We start from the raw sequence: 15,167 nt of genomic DNA, 5'->3' as shown, positions 1-15,167 counted from the left end.
AAGGAAACCATCGATGAGTGATCTGAAGCCATTCGTCGCCAAGGTCGCCGCCCGCGAGGCGCTGAACCGCGAAGACGCACGTGCCGCCTTCGAAATCATCATGTCGGGTGCCGCAACGCCGTCGCAGATCGGCGGCTTCCTGATGGCATTGCGGGTGCGCGGCGAAACCGTCGATGAAATCGTCGGCGCGGTGGGCGCGATGCGTGCCCGCATGCTGCCGGTCGATGCGCCAGCGGATGCGGTCGATATCGTTGGAACCGGTGGCGACGGCGCCGGCACCTACAACATCTCGACTCTTGCCTCGCTGATCGTCGCCGGCGCGGGCGTGCCTGTTGCCAAGCACGGCAACCGCGCGCTGAGCTCGAAGTCAGGCACGGCCGACGCGCTCTCATGCCTCGGCGTCAAGCTCGACATCGGTCCGGACGCCATATCGAAATGCATCCGCGAGGCCGGTGTCGGCTTCATGTTCGCCCAGCAGCACCATTCCGCCATGCGCCATGTCGGCCCGACGCGGGTGGAGCTCGGAACGCGCACGATCTTCAACCTGCTCGGCCCGCTTTCCAACCCCGCAGGCGTCAAGCGCCAGCTCGTCGGCGTCTACGCGCCGCAATGGGTGCAGCCGCTGGCCGAAGTGCTGCGTGATCTCGGCTCGGACAATGTCTGGGTCGTTCACGGCGATGGCCTCGACGAGATCACGACGACCGGCACGACCGAGGTCGCAGCACTCAAGGACGGCAAGATTTCCACCTTCACCCTGACGCCCGCCGATTTCGGCCTTCAGACGGTGACGATCGATGCGCTCAAGGGCGGCGACGGCGCGTACAATGCGGTCGCGCTCCAGGCAGTGCTCGATGGTGCCGAGAACCCCTACCGGGACATTTCCCTTGCCAATGCGGCCGCATCGCTGATGATAGCCGGACGGGCAAAGGACCTCACCGAAGGCATGGCGCTTGGGCGCCAGTCGCTTTCAAGCGGCAGCGCCAAGACCGCGCTGCAGCGCCTGATCAGCGTATCGAACGCGGCCTGAGGAAGGATCAGCACATGACGGATATCCTGCGCAAGATCGAAGCCTACAAGCGCGACGAGATCGCGGCTGCCAAGTCGAACGTTTCGCTCGACGAACTCAAGGCGCGTATCGCTGATCAGGCCACCCCGCGCGGCTTTCATGCGGCGCTCGCCGCACGCAAGGCCGCCGGCGCGTTCGGACTGATCGCCGAAATCAAGAAGGCAAGCCCGTCGAAGGGACTGATCCGCCCGGATTTCGATCCGCCGGCGCTCGCCAAGGCCTATGAAGCCGGTGGAGCGGCCTGTCTGTCGGTGCTGACGGACGCCCCGAGCTTTCAGGGTGCGCCTGCCTTTCTCGAAGCGGCGCGTGCGGCCTGCGCCCTGCCGGCGCTGCGCAAGGACTTCATGTTCGACACCTACCAGGTGTTCGAGGCGCGCGCCTGGGGCGCCGACTGCATCCTTCTCATCATGGCTTCGCTCAGCGACGACGACGCCCGCCGCCTCGAAGACGCATCCCTCGAGCTTGGCATGGACGTGCTGATCGAGGTGCACGACGCCGAAGAGATGGAACGGGCACTGAAGCTCACCTCGCCGCTCGTCGGCATCAACAACCGCAACCTCAGGACCTTCGAGGTTGATCTCGCGGTTTCCGAGCAGCTTGCGGGAATGGTGCCTGCCGACCGTCTGCTCGTCGGCGAAAGCGGCATCTTCACGCATGCGGATTGCCAGCGGCTGGAAAAGAGCGGCATCACCACCTTCCTCGTCGGCGAGAGCCTGATGCGCAAGAGCGACGTCGAATCAGCAACGCGCACGCTCCTGACCGGCGCTACGACCACGCTGGCGGCCGAGTGATGAGCAAGCCGACGCTCACGCATATCGGTGGCAGCGGCGAAGCGTACATGGTGGATGTCGGCGACAAGGCCGAGACGGTACGCATCGCCGTCGCCGAAGGCCATGTGCGCATGAAGGCTGAAACGCTGACACTCATTCTCGAAGGCGACGCCAAGAAGGGCGATGTCATCGGTACGGCGCGGCTTGCCGGCATCATGGCCGCCAAGCAGACGGCCAACCTCATTCCACTCTGCCACCCGTTGATGCTGACCAAGGTAACCGTCGATATCACGCCGGACCCGACGCTTCCTGGCCTCCGGGTCGAGGCGCTTGCCAAGCTGACGGGACGCACCGGCGTCGAGATGGAGGCGCTGACGGCCGTGAGCGTCGCCTGCCTTACGATCTACGACATGGCGAAGGCGGCCGATCGCGAGATGGAAATCGGCGGCATCCAGCTGGTCAGCAAGTCCGGCGGGCGATCCGGCGACTATCGACGCGAAGGGAACTGAGGCCATGGCGTTGCTGTCCGTCGAAGACGCGCTCGAGCGGATCCTATATGGCGCCACGCCACCGCAATTGACAGAGCTCGTCGGTCTCCATGACGGGCCCGGCCGCGTGCTGTCTCAGGATATTCCGGCGCGCGTCACCCATCCGGCCTTCGACAATTCGGCGATGGATGGCTACGCCGTGCGCCACCGGGACATTGAGACCATCGGCGCCGAACTGACCGTGATCGGCCAATCGGCTGCGGGCCATGGCTTCAAGGGCGAGATGAAAGCGGGCGAAGCCGTGCGCATCTTCACCGGTGCGCCGGTGCCATTGGGCGCCGATACGGTGATCATCCAGGAGGATACCGAGCGGTTGCCGGGCAACCGGATCCGCACCAAATTCGTGCCCGGCAAGGGGCGGCATATTCGAACGGCCGGCCAGGATTTTATCGCCGGCGAAGCGGCACTTTCGGCGGGCGACGTGCTCGACGCCGGACGTTTGACGCTCGCTGCCGGGATGAACCATGCGAGCCTGCCGGTCTTCAAGCGCCCGCGGATCGCAATCCTCGCCACGGGCGACGAGCTGGTGGCTCCGGGCAACAAGCCGGGCGACGATCAGATCATCGCCTCGAACAGCTTCGGCGTCGCGGCGATCGCGCGCGACAACGGCGCCGAGGTCATCGATCTCGGCATCGTCTACGACGATCGGGACGCCATCAGTGCCGAGGTCAGACGGGCGCAGGGCGCCGATGTCGACGTGATCGTCACGCTCGGCGGCGCTTCGGTCGGTGACCATGACCTGGTGCAATCGACGCTCATTGCCTGCGGCATGACGCTCGACTTCTGGCGCATCGCCATGCGGCCGGGAAAGCCGCTCATGGTGGGCCAGCTCGGAACGGCCACGGTGCTGGGCCTGCCGGGCAATCCGGTCTCCAGCCTCGTCTGCGCCCTGCTCTTCCTCGAGCCGCTGACCCGTAAGCTCGCCCGCTTACCATCGCGCGACCGCATAACGACCGCGCGGCTTGCAGGCCCGCTTCCGGGCAACGACGTCAGGCAGGACTATGTGCGCGCGCGCCTTACGCGGGACCGCGACGGCACGTTGGTCGCCCATCCCTTCTCGCGGCAGGATTCGTCGATGATGAAGGTTTTCGCGCAGTCGGATTGCCTGATCGTGCGGCCGCCGCACGCTGCCGAAGCGCCCGCGGGCGCAACCTGCGACATTCTAAGGCTTCGCTGAACAAACCAAGCGAGAGCCACCTCTGGGAGCGCAAAAGCAAAAGGTCGGGCAGAACCCGACCTTTTTCCCGTTCATGGCGGGTCCTCTCGATCATCCGTAGTCGGGCGACCTCAGCGATGATCACGTGGCCTCGTCATAGAGCGCCACCAATTCGGCGCTGTGACACGGACCCTCTACGTTTTGTGACGAAGCACTTTGCAACGGTGTAAGTGGCCGCATGGGGCAGCCACCGCTCTTGCCGCAGCAAACCGGGGTGCGCCCCTGGCCGCGCATGGATCAGTTGACCGTCTCGTCGGAGCGGCTGACGAGGATCTTGTCGATGCGGCGTGCATCCATGTCGACCACTTCGAAGCGGTAGCCATGGGCAATCGCGACATCGCCCTCCTCCGGCGTCTTGCGCAACTGCTGCACCAGGAAGCCGGCGATGGTCTCGAAGTTGCCGTCGGCGTCGATTCCCTCGATGCCGATCGTCAGGTGGATTTCGTCGATCGGCGTGCGGCCGTCGACAAGGTAGCTTCCGTCTTCGCGCTGGCGGATCAACGCATGCTCGATGTCGTCGTAGTTCGACGGCAGCACGCCGACGATCGCCTCGAGAATGTCGGCGATGGTGATAATACCCTCAGTGCTTCCATATTCGTCGACGATCATCGCCATGTTGATGCTTGACGACTTGAAGGCTTCCAGTGCCTTTAGGCACGACGCCGTCTCCGGCAAGGTGTGGATTTCCTTGATGTATCTACGCACGTCGAACGGACCGGAGGTCGGCGCGTTCAGGATTTCCTTGGCGAGAACCGCGCCGAGAACGTCGCCGCTCGGGCCATCGACCACCGGATAGCGGGAATGGCCGAACTGATCGATCTTGCGACCGACCGTTTCCAGGCTGTCATTGACGTCGATGAAGCTCACCTCGGTCCTGTGGGTCATGATCGACTTCACGTTGCGGTCGCCGAGGCGGATGATTCGCCGAAGCATCTCGTGCTCGGACTTTTCGATGGCGCCGCTTTCGACGCCTTCGGCCATGATCGCGTGGACTTCCTCTTCCGTCACATGATCAGGATCGTCAGGACGGATGCCGAGGAGACGCATGGCAAGCGACGCCGCGGTCTCGAAGAGATAGACGACCGGCGCGGTGATCCGCGACAAGAAGTGCATCGGGCGCGCGACGAACATTGCCAGCGCCTCGGAATTCTTCAGCGCCAGCTGCTTCGGAATGAGCTCGCCGATAACCACGGACAGGAAGGTGATGAGGGTAACGACGAGTACGAGGGCAACCGTGTTGCCGTAAGGATTGATCCAAGCGACCTCATCGAGCAGCGGTGCAAATTTCGCAGCGATTGTCGCGCCACCGTAGGCGCCGGCTAAGGTGCCGACGAGCGTGATGCCGACCTGTACGGTGGAAAGAAACTTGCCGGGATCTTCAGCGAGCCTCAGCGCCACTTCGGCGCGGGCATTTCCCTGTTTTGCCATCTGGCGAAGCATTGGCTTGCTTGCCGAGACGATTGCCATTTCCGAGAGAGCAAAAAATGCATTGATCAAAAGCAGGACGAAAATGACAAAAAACTCGGACATGGTCTCCAGATCACCGTTGACGAAAGCCGCTCCACAAGGAGCGAGCCCTCACCAAATAAGGCCAGCGCGCGATCCGAGCAAGCACAAGCAATGAAATCGCTGCAATCTTCTGAACATTGGAAGGGCCGAGCGCTGTTTTGTTGAACAATCTCGACCGGTCGCAGCCTCAACTGCGACTTTGCAGCGCGCTGCGAACGCGCTCGCGCCCGATCTTGATCACGTTTTCCATGGCAAGACGTGCGCCGACCTCGTCACGCCTGCCGATCTCCTCAACGATACGGATGTGGTTGCGGGCAACCTCGTCTATGCCGCCCTTTTCGGCGACCGGAGAGCTCAGCTTGAAGACACCGACCAGCGCCGCTTCGATCAGCCCGCCGACCGTGCGCATGAATGGGTTGCCGGAGGCCTCGGCGACAGCCAGGTGGAACTTCAGGTCGGCGCTTGCGAGGCTCTCGGCGCTATGGCCCTCCTCGCCCATCGCTACCGCGAGCCGCATCATGCGGCTGATTTCGGCCTCAGATGCGTTTCGCGCCGCAAGTGCTGCCGCATGCGGCTCGAATGCCAGGCGCACTTCGCTGAGGTGATAGAGGAAGTCTTCATCGACGCCGCATTCGAAGTGCCAGGTCAGGATATCGTTGTCGAACAGGTTCCAGTCGTTGCGCGGCGTCACGCGGGTGCCGATGCGAGCCCGCGGCACGACCAGCCCCTTGGCGGCCAGCGTCTTCATGGCTTCGCGCAGAACAGTTCGGGATACCTTGAAGCGTGCCGCAAGTTCCGGATCACCCGGAAGAATGGAGCCGACCGGAAATTCGCCGGATATGATTGCCTTGCCGAGTTGATCGACAACATGTGCGTGGCTCGTGCGCTTGCGCGAGCCGGACACGACGGTTTCCAGCAAACTCCTGTTCAATCCATCTCCTCCAGGCACTCCCCTGCCTGATTTCATACGGCGCGACGCGCCACAAGGCCTTCGTGCGGAGCACGGGCGGGCCCCCTAAACCTGCGCAAATGAATGTAGTTTGAACAGTCGATTCCGGAAAGCCCCAGGGTGGCCGCAAAACCGTAAACCGCGCACCGCCGAACGATGAAACAACCCTTACGCGTTTTCCAAACGACAAACCCCGCCGAAATGGCGGGGTTTGCATTCTGCTTCGTAGGCTCTTGCTTACTTCGGCAGCTGATCGTCGACGCCTTCGACGTAGAAGTTCATGCCAAGCAGCGTGCCGTCGTCAGACGTCGCCCCTGCAGCAAGCCACTCGCTGCCGTCCTGCTTCTTCAGCGGGCCGGTGAAGGGCTTCAGTTCGCCCGACTTGATCTTGGCTTCGGCGTCCTCAGCGAGCTTCTTCACGTCGTCAGGCATGTTGGTGTAGGGCGCCATCGTCAAAATGCCGTCCTTCAGGCCGTCCCAGCTCGAAGTCGTTTCCCACTTGCCATCGAGGAAGGCCTGCGTGCGCTTGATGTAGTAGGCGCCCCAGGTATCGACGATCGCCGTCAGCTGCGTTTCCGGGCCGGCCTTGATCATGTCGGAGGCCTGGCCGAAGGCCTTGATGCCACGCTCGGCGGCAACCTGCATCGGTGCCGTCGTGTCGGTGTGCTGCGTCAGGATATCGACGCCCTGGTCGACCAATGCCTTGGCAGCATCGGCTTCCTTGCCGGGGTCGAACCAGGTGTTTGCCCAAACGACCTTGATCTTGAAGTCCGGGTTGACCGAGCGCGCGCCGATGATGAAGGAGTTGATGCCCATCACCACTTCCGGGATCGGGAAGGAGGCGATGTAGCCGGCGACGCCCTTTTGCGACATCTTGGCGGCGATCACGCCCTGGATGTAGCGGCCTTCATAGAAGCGGCTGTTGTAGGTCGCGACGTTCGGCGCGGTCTTGTAGCCGGTCGCATGCTCGAACTTCACGTCCGGGAACTTCTGCGCGATCTTGATCGTCGCGTCCATGAAGCCGAAGGACGTCGTGAAGATCAGGCCGCAGCCCGAGCGTGCGAGACGCTCGATCGCGCGCTCGGCATCCGGGCCTTCCGGCACGCTTTCGAGATACTGCGTCTCGATCTTGTCGCCGAGCGCCTTTTCCAGCTCCTGGCGGCCGATGTCGTGCGCCTGGGTCCAGCCGCCGTCGGTCTTGGCACCGACGTAGACGAAGCAGACCTTGGCCTTCTCCTGGGCGCTTGCACCGGTGGCAAAGCCGATCGCTGCCGCGGAGCTTGCGAGAACGAGCAGTAGTTTTTTCATTTTCTTGACCTCTGTCGGTTTGAGAAACGTCAGTATGAAATGCTTGCAATCATCGGTCCGGCACAAACGGTTTGCCGAGCGATGCCGGCGTATTGATCAGGGTCATGCGCCGGTTATGCGAAATGAGAATGAGGACGACGATCGTCGCGACATATGGGAGCGACGAAAGGAGCTGCGAGGGAATGCCGAGGCCGAAGGCCTGCGCATGCAACTGGCTGATCGATACGGCACCGAAGAGATAGCCACCGGCCACCAGCCGCCAGGGGCGCCAGGACGAAAAGACCACCAGCGCCAGTGCGATCCAGCCGCGACCGGCCGACATGTTTTCCACCCATTGCGGCGTGTAGACGAGCGACAGCTGCGCGCCGGCAAGCCCGGCACAGGCGCCGCCGAACATCACGGCCAGATAGCGGGTGCGAATGACGTTGACGCCAAGCGCGTGCGCGGAGGCGTGGCTATCGCCGACGGCGCGAAGCTTGAGGCCAGCACGGCTCTTGAACAGGAACCAATGCACGCCCGCGACGATCGCGATCGAAAGATAGAAAATGATATCCTGCCGAAAGAGCAGCGGCCCGACATAGGGGATATCCGCGAGAAGCGGTATCGCGATCGGCTGCAGCTTGACGCCCTGCATGCCGAGGAAACTCTCGCCCATCATGCCGGAGACGCCGATGCCGAGCAGAGTCAAAGCCAGGCCCGTCGCCACCTGGTTTGCCACCAGGCTCAGCGTGAGGAAGGCAAAGAGCTGCGAGAACAGTGCGCCGCAGGCGATGCCGGCAAGCATGCCCAGATAGGGCGAACCGGTAATCTGGGTAATCGCGAAGGCGGAGACCGCCCCCATGATCATCATGCCCTCGACGCCGAGGTTCAGCACGCCGGACCGTTCGGTCACCAGTTCGCCGATCGCGGCCAACACCAGGGGCGTCGCGGCAGTGATGACGCTCAGAAGAATCGCTTCGACGATACCCATCAGCGGCTCCCCTCGCTATTGGTCAACCGGTCGAAGACCAGCTTGATGCGATAGTGGATGAGCGTGTCACAGGAGAGCACGAAGAAGAGCAGGAGACCCTGGAAGACGCGCGTCACCTTCTCGGAAACACCGATCGACAGCTGCGCCGCCTCACCGCCGAGATAGGTGAGCGCCAGCACCAGGCCGGCGGCGACGATGCCAAGCGGATTGAGGCGGCCGAGGAACGCAACGATAATGGCGGTGAAGCCGTAACCGGGCGAGATGACCGGGCGCAGCTGCTGGATCGCGCCACTGACTTCGGAGATGCCGGCCAGACCAGCAAAGGCGCCCGAAAGCAGCATTGAGAACCAGATCATCTTGCGCGAGGAGAAACCGGCAAAGCGCCCTGCCCGCTCCGATTGGCCAAGCACGGAAATCTCGAAGCCCTTCAGCGTGTAACGCATCATGAACCAGACGAGGATCGCGGCAATGATGGCGAAGGCGAAGCCCCAGTGGGTGCGCCCCGAGGCAAGCATTTCCGGCAGGATCGCATCAACGGCGAAGGTGCGCGTCTCCGGAAAATTCATGCCGCCCGGATTGCGCCAGGGTCCACGCACCAGCCAGTCGAGAAAGAGCTGGGCGACATAGACCAGCATCAGGCTCGTCAGGATCTCGTTGGTGTTCATATGCGCCTTGAGAAAGGCGGGAATGGCGGCAAACAGCGCACCACCGAGCATGCCCATCAGCATCATCAGCGGCAGCACCAGCGGCGACTGCCAGTCATAAAACACCACCGGCAGGATCGAGCCGGCAATCGCGCCCATGATGAACTGGCCCTCGGCGCCGATGTTCCAGTTGTTGGAGCGGAAGCAGACCGAAAGCCCAACGGCAATCAGGATCAGGGGCGCTGCCTTGATCGCCAACTCGTGCAGCGACCAGACCTCGCTCAACGGCTCGACGAAGAAACTGTAGAGCGCCATGACCGGGTTCTTGCCGAGCAGCGCGAACATGATGCCGCCGAAGACGATCGTCAGCAGGAAGGCGATGAACGGCGACAGGATCGAAAACAGCGTCGAGACCTTGGCGCGTTTTTCCAGTTCAATGCGCATGTGCGGCCTCCGTGCCTTCCGTCTTGCCGTACATGCCGCCCATCAGCAGGCCGATCTTTTCGCGCGAAAGCTCTTTTGCCGGATAGGGATCGGATAGCTTTCCGTCGCTGATGACAGCGATCTCCGTCGCCACTTCGAAGATTTCGTCGAGGTCCTGGCTGATGACGAGCACGGCAGAGCCGGCCTTGGCGAGATCGACGAGCGCCTGGCGGATGCGGCTCGCAGCACCCGCATCGACGCCCCAGGTGGGCTGATTGACGACGAGCACGCTCGGCTGACGGTCGAGCTCACGCCCGACGATGAACTTCTGCAGGTTGCCGCCGGAAAGCGAGCCGGCCGGTGGATCCTCACCACTCTTGCGCACGTCCATCGCCTCGGAGATGCGCTTCGTGGCGCTCGTCACCGCATCGCGACGGATGATCTTGAGGAAGCCGCCGCCGAGAAACGCCTTGGCGTCCGAACGGCTGCGGGCAAGCACGAGATTGTCCGAAAGCGGCAACGCCGATACCGCGGCATGGCCGTGGCGTTCCTCGGGAACGAAGCCCGCGCCCATCAGGCGGCGCGCATTGATGTTGCGGTTGCCGACCGGCTTCTGGCGGATCTGCACCGCATTATCGTCGGCAACCGGGTACTCGCCCGAGAGCGCATCGAACAGTTCGCCCTGGCCATTGCCGGCAACACCGGCAATCGCCAGCACCTCGCCGGCATGCACCTTGAGACAGATGTTCTTCAGCGAAACGGCAAAGGGCGTGCGAGCCGGCACGGTCAAGTGCCGCGCTTCCAGATGCACCTGGCCCTTGGCGCTGGTGCCTTCGGCCGTCACCGCCGCGACGTCACCGCCAACCATCATGCGCGCCAGCGACGACGGGGTTTCCGCCTTCGGATCACAGGCTCCCGTTACCTTGCCGTGACGCAACACCGTGGCGCGGTCGCAGATGCGCTGCACCTCTTCGAGCCGGTGGCTGATATAGAGAACCGAGCGCCCCTCCGCCTTCAACTTGTAGAGCGTTTCGAACAGGCGGTCGGCTTCCTGCGGCGTCAGCACCGAGGTCGGCTCGTCGAGGATGATGAGGCGCGGGTTCTGCAAGAGCGCGCGCACGATCTCGATGCGCTGGCGCTCGCCGACCGAGAGATCTGCCACATGCGCCTTGGGGTCGAGCGGCAGTCCGTAGGCATGCGACAGGCGCGACGCCTCTTCCGCCACCCTCGCCAGCGAGATGTTCGCATCCATGGAAAGCGCGATGTTCTCGGCGACCGTCAGCGCCTCGAACAGCGAAAAATGCTGGAAAACCATACCGATGCCGAGCTTGCGCGCAGCCGCGGGATTGGCGATGCGCACGCTCTGGCCCTGCCAGAGGATCTCGCCTGCCGTCGGCGCCAATACGCCGAACAGCATCTTCACCAAGGTCGATTTTCCGGCGCCGTTTTCGCCGAGAAGGGCGTGAACTTCGCCCGGTTCAATTTGCAGATTGATCCCATTGCAGGCCGCGAAGCTGCCAAACAATTTCGTCAGGTTGCTCACAGCCAATAGATGACCGTTCGCCGCTACTCCCTCAACAGGCACGCTGCCCTCTTTCCCCTCTGTTGATCCGCGTCCGCCTTAAGGCTTCGATCACGGAATCAGCAGTGTTGTTCCACTTGTTTTTCTTGTCTCGAGATCCGTATGCGCTCGCCCCGCATCGGCCAGCGGATAAGTCTGATTTATATTGATACGCACTTTGTTGCCTTGCACAATATCAAACAGGGAATTTGCACACGCTTCCAGCGCAGGCCGCGTGGCAACGTAACCAAAGAGTGTCGGACGCGTCGCAAAAAGCGACCCCTTCTGCGCCAGGATGCCGATGCTAAAAGCCTCCACTGGACCGGACGAATTGCCGAAGCTGACCCAGAGGCCGCGCGGCTTGATGCAATCCAGCGACGCCGGATAGGTGTCGCGCCCGACGGAATCGTAGACGACATCAACGCCCCGGCCGTCGGTCAATTCCTTGACCCGCGCGACGAAATTGTCGCTGCGGTAGTTGATCACGTGGTCGTAGCCATGCGCCAGCGCCAGATCCATCTTGTCCTGCGAGCCCGCTGTGCCAATGACGGTCGCGCCAAGCGCCTTCGCCCATTGGCCGGCAATCAGCCCGACGCCGCCTGCTGCGGCATGGAAGAGAATCGTCGTGCCCGGACCGACCTGATAGGTCTGGTTGAGCAAGTATTGTGCCGTCATGCCTTTCAACATCATCGCAGCCGCAGTCTCGAGGCTGATGCCGTCGGGCACCTTCACCAACTGCGCAGCATCGACGTTGCGCTCGCTCGCATAGGCACCATCGGCCGAGGCATAGGCGACGCGATCGCCGACGGAAAACAGGCTGACTCCGTCGCCAACCGCAGTGACGATGCCGGCACCTTCCTTGCCCGGCACGAAGGGCAAAGCCGATTTGTAGAGGCCGGTGCGGAAGTAGACGTCAATGAAATTGAGGCCGACGGCCACCTGCCGGATCTGTACCTCACCCGGCCCCGGCGGCGAGAGTGTCACGCCTTCGAGCTTCAGGACCTCTGGTCCTCCGAGTTCGCGTACCACAATCGCCTGTGCCATTGCCTGCTCCTATTTCCGGCCGAGACTTGGGAAAATCTGCAGCACGAAGCCAATCACGTAGAGATAGATGCCTGTGACGACGAAGCCGGTCACGACCCATGCCGGCGTCGCAAAATGCAGGAGCAGCGCATAGATGCCGAGCGCCGACCACAAGAGGAAGATGCCGAGGTTCAGCGGTCGCAAGCGCTGGACGCGAACCGGATGAAGGAAGTTGATCGGCAGGAAGGTCAAGACCACCGACACGAAAACGACGATCGACGCGGTCAGCTCGCTCGCCTGAATGACGAACAATGTGAAGACGACCATGTTCCAGACGACGGGGAAACCGGAGAAAAAGTATTCGTCCGTCTTCATGCCCATATCGGCATAGTAGATCGCGCTCGAAACCACGATCGCGCCGGCCGCCACGAAGGACCAGGGCTCGCCGATCATGCCGCTCTGGTAGAGCGCAAAGGCAGGCAACAGCACATAGGTCACATAGTCGATGACGTTGTCGAGCGTATCGCCAGACCAGTTGGGCAGCACTTCCTTGACGCGCACCTTGCGGGCGATCGGGCCGTCGATGCCGTCGACGAGCAGCGCCAGCCCCAGCCACCAGAACATGTCGACGAAGCGATGCTCGGCCGCAGCCACGACACCCAGGAAGGCGAGAAACGACCCCGAGGCGGTCAAGATATGCACGGAAAAGGCGCGAATCTCGGCGTAGGGAACTCGTCTATAGTTAAAGAACTTCATCTGCGGACGCCGCCCACCCCTGCTGTTTTCCCCGTGCGGGCCTTGACCCGCCTCGACCGCTGTGCGGCGCGTTGCCCGTAATATGCACCCTTTGCAACGCATCGCCACTAAAATTCAAGTATTACAGCCTCCCCTCGCCCCATTGTCCTGTGGACACCTGCAAATTGCTTCTGCGCTGATTCTACCCATTTATTTCGCATGCGCCGGCGACTAGAGGTATGATCGAGGCTGGGCCAAGACGCCTCACAGCTTGCGCGAAAGGGCTTTTGCATCATGGACCACTTCGACATCGCCATTATCGGTGCGGGCCTTGCCGGATCGCTTGCGGCCATCGCGCTTGCCGATGCGGGCTACCGCGTGGCCTTGATCGGACCGGAGCCGGCGGTTGCCGACGGACGCACCACCGCGCTGATGGACCAATCGATCGAGTATCTGAAGACGCTCAACCTTTGGGAAAAGGTCGAGCCGCTGACGGCTCCGCTTTCGACCATGCGTATCCTCGACGGCACCAACCGGTTGCTGCGGGCGCCACCGGTCAACTTCCGTGCCTCGGAAGTCGGGCTCGACGCCTTCGGCTACAATATCCCCAATGCGCCCTTCATCGATATTCTCTGCCACCGCGCCGAAGAGAGCCCGACGCTGACACGCATCACCACGTCGGCGATCGGCTTTGAACTTTCGGACGCTGTCGCAACGATCGAGCTTTCAAACGGCAGCCAATGCAGCGCCTATCTCCTCGTCGGCGCCGATGGTCGTCGGTCGCCGGTGCGCGAAGCGGCGAAGATCTCCGTCAGCACCTGGTCTTATCCGCAGACGGCGGTCGTCTTGAACTTTGCGCACGAGCTGCCGCACCAGAACATCTCGACCGAATTCCACACCGAAAGCGGTCCCTTCACGCAAGTGCCCCTGCCGGGCAACCGCTCCAGCCTGGTCTGGGTCCGCAAACCCGAGGATGCCGCACAAACGCTGACGCTGGATCTTGCGGCACTCTCCCGCGCCGTCGAAGACCGGATGCAATCGATCCTCGGCAAGGTAACCGTCGAGGGCACGCCGCAATCCTTCCCGCTCTCGGGCATGACCGCCCAGCGCTTCGGCAAGGGCCGCGTCGTGCTTCTTGGCGAAGCAGCGCACGCCTTCCCGCCGATCGGCGCTCAGGGGCTCAACCTTAGCCTTCGCGATGTGATGACGCTCGTCGATATCATCGGCGTATCCAGCGGCGAGCCGCTTGCCGGCGATATCGGTGACCGCTTCGACAGCCGCCGCCGGCCGGACATCATCAGCCGCACGGCAAGTGTGGATCTGCTCAACCGCTCGCTGCTCTCCGGCTTCCTGCCAGTGCAGGCGCTGCGCGCACTGGGGCTGCACGTGCTTTCCGCCGTTGGGCCGCTCCGCAGCCTCCTGATGCGCGAAGGCGTGCACCCCGGCAGCGCGCTCAATGCCTTCAAGGAAGGCTTAAGGGAAAAGATCGGGCGGAAGAGCGCCTGAACGGATCAGGTAAAGCAGGCCGGTCACCGTTGCGACCGACAGTGTCGTCGTGATGAGGATCGTGGCCGAGGCTCGCTCCTGCCACACACCATATTGATGGCCGATAACGAAGACGTTCGTCGCCGTCGGAAGCGCTGCGAGCAGTACCGCCGTCTGCACCCAGACCGGATCATAATTCCCCGTCAGGCTCATTGCCGTGAACATCACGAGCGGGTGCAACAGCAGCTTCGCCGGGACGATGTAGCCGATCTCGACGGGAATGCGCTTGATTGGGCGTAGCGCCAGCGTCACCCCCATGGCAAAGAGCGCGCAGGGCGCCGCACACTGGGCGAGATAATCGATCAGCCGCTGAACCGGAACTGGCGGCTGCACGGCGAAGAAGGCGGCGACCACACCGGCAAGTGTGGCCAGGATGAACGGGTGCAGAATGATCTTGCGCGCGACGCTGGCTGCAAGCGCCAGCGGCTTTTCCTGCCGGCCGCCTGATATCGCCATCATCGCCGGTGCGACCGCGAAATGCGCGGCGTTTTCGAAGCTGAAGATCAGCGCCACCGGTACGGCAGCGGCATCGCCCAACGCCAGGAGCGCAAGGCCAGGCCCCATGTAGCCGATATTGCCATAAGCAGCGCCAAAACCCTGGATCGTCGCCTCGGCAATGGAGTGTCGCCTGATATAGACCCCGATGAGGAAGATCAGCGAAAAGACTATGTAGGTCGCCCCGACGGTGGTCAGGATGAAGTCGGCACGCGCCAGCTGTTCTATCGGCGTGCGCGAGACGAGCTTGAAGAACAGCGCCGGCAGCGCGAGGTAGATGATGAAGGTGTTCAGCCACCCCATCGCCTCGCCCGGATGGTGGACGAAGCGCGCCGTCAGATAGCCGAGGAAGATCAGGCCGAAGAACGGCAGCACCAGGCCCGCGATTTCCGTCATCTTGTCCCT

At 62.7% G+C, this 15,167-nt stretch carries 14 protein-coding genes; 5 read left to right on the top strand and 9 right to left on the bottom strand.

Going from position 1 to position 15,167, the window contains the following annotated elements:
• Nucleotides 1-13: 13 nt before the first annotated feature.
• Genes trpD through glp form a run of 4 tightly spaced genes read left to right on the top strand, consistent with a single transcriptional unit; the run spans nt 14 to nt 3,561 of the window.
• Nucleotides 14-1,027, top strand: a complete 1,014-nt coding sequence (gene trpD / locus IB262_RS20910) for an anthranilate phosphoribosyltransferase (RefSeq protein ID WP_034791006.1) — start codon at nt 14-16, stop codon at nt 1,025-1,027.
• Between the two features lie 14 nt (nt 1,028-1,041).
• Nucleotides 1,042-1,857 (top strand): indole-3-glycerol phosphate synthase TrpC, encoded by an 816-nt coding sequence (gene trpC / locus IB262_RS20905; protein WP_060517062.1) that lies wholly within the window; start codon nt 1,042-1,044, stop codon nt 1,855-1,857.
• The gene (moaC, locus tag IB262_RS20900) at nt 1,857-2,345 is read left to right on the top strand and encodes a cyclic pyranopterin monophosphate synthase MoaC (protein ID WP_112975415.1); all 489 of its coding nucleotides are present in this window, start codon (nt 1,857-1,859) and stop codon (nt 2,343-2,345) included. The genes trpC and moaC overlap by 1 nt, the downstream gene beginning before the upstream one ends.
• A 4-nt stretch (nt 2,346-2,349) precedes the next feature.
• The gene (gene glp, locus IB262_RS20895) at nt 2,350-3,561 is read left to right on the top strand and encodes a gephyrin-like molybdotransferase Glp (RefSeq protein ID WP_112975416.1); all 1,212 of its coding nucleotides are present in this window, start codon (nt 2,350-2,352) and stop codon (nt 3,559-3,561) included.
• A gap of 276 nt (nt 3,562-3,837) precedes the next feature.
• Here glp and IB262_RS20890 read toward each other — a convergent pair whose 3' ends face one another.
• The 8 genes from IB262_RS20890 to pcsA all read right to left on the bottom strand — a co-directional run bounded on the left by IB262_RS20890 (nt 3,838) and on the right by pcsA (nt 12,743).
• A complete protein-coding gene (locus IB262_RS20890) occupies nt 3,838-5,130 on the bottom strand; it encodes a hemolysin family protein (RefSeq protein WP_090295591.1) in 1,293 nt (430 codons plus the stop codon).
• A gap of 166 nt (nt 5,131-5,296) precedes the next feature.
• Entirely contained in the window at nt 5,297-6,076 is a 780-nt protein-coding gene (locus tag IB262_RS20885) for a FadR/GntR family transcriptional regulator (RefSeq protein WP_051659212.1), read from the bottom strand.
• A gap of 219 nt (nt 6,077-6,295) precedes the next feature.
• On the bottom strand, nt 6,296-7,366 hold the full coding sequence (locus tag IB262_RS20880) for a BMP family ABC transporter substrate-binding protein (RefSeq protein ID WP_034791380.1): 1,071 nt from the start codon (nt 7,364-7,366) through the stop codon (nt 6,296-6,298).
• A 49-nt stretch (nt 7,367-7,415) separates the two neighbouring features.
• On the bottom strand, nt 7,416-8,336 hold the full coding sequence (locus IB262_RS20875) for an ABC transporter permease (protein ID WP_060606392.1): 921 nt from the start codon (nt 8,334-8,336) through the stop codon (nt 7,416-7,418).
• Nucleotides 8,336-9,424, bottom strand: coding sequence for an ABC transporter permease (locus IB262_RS20870; protein ID WP_112975417.1), 1,089 nt, complete (start codon nt 9,422-9,424; stop codon nt 8,336-8,338). The genes IB262_RS20875 and IB262_RS20870 overlap by 1 nt, the downstream gene beginning before the upstream one ends.
• A complete protein-coding gene (locus tag IB262_RS20865) occupies nt 9,414-10,988 on the bottom strand; it encodes an ABC transporter ATP-binding protein (protein ID WP_112975418.1) in 1,575 nt (524 codons plus the stop codon). The genes IB262_RS20870 and IB262_RS20865 overlap by 11 nt, the downstream gene beginning before the upstream one ends.
• A gap of 48 nt (nt 10,989-11,036) precedes the next feature.
• A complete protein-coding gene (locus tag IB262_RS20860) occupies nt 11,037-12,008 on the bottom strand; it encodes a quinone oxidoreductase (protein WP_112975419.1) in 972 nt (323 codons plus the stop codon).
• A 9-nt stretch (nt 12,009-12,017) separates the two neighbouring features.
• Nucleotides 12,018-12,743: a phosphatidylcholine synthase gene (pcsA, locus tag IB262_RS20855; RefSeq protein WP_034790952.1), complete on the bottom strand. Its 726-nt coding sequence runs from the start codon at nt 12,741-12,743 to the stop codon at nt 12,018-12,020.
• Nucleotides 12,744-13,016: 273 nt separating this feature from the next.
• Between pcsA and IB262_RS20850 the strand changes: the two genes are divergently transcribed.
• On the top strand, nt 13,017-14,228 hold the full coding sequence (locus tag IB262_RS20850; protein ID WP_112975420.1) for a UbiH/UbiF family hydroxylase: 1,212 nt from the start codon (nt 13,017-13,019) through the stop codon (nt 14,226-14,228).
• On the opposite strand, the gene IB262_RS20845 is transcribed toward IB262_RS20850, so the two are convergent.
• A complete protein-coding gene (locus IB262_RS20845; RefSeq protein ID WP_192357253.1) occupies nt 14,196-15,158 on the bottom strand; it encodes an AEC family transporter in 963 nt (320 codons plus the stop codon). The genes IB262_RS20850 and IB262_RS20845 overlap by 33 nt on opposite strands.
• Nucleotides 15,159-15,167 lie beyond the last annotated feature (9 nt).

The sequence above is a fragment of the Ensifer sp. ENS02 genome (assembly GCF_014851885.1).
Classification (GTDB): Bacteria; Pseudomonadota; Alphaproteobacteria; order Rhizobiales; family Rhizobiaceae; genus Ensifer; species Ensifer adhaerens.
This window is presented reverse-complemented; position numbering and strand designations above follow the sequence as displayed.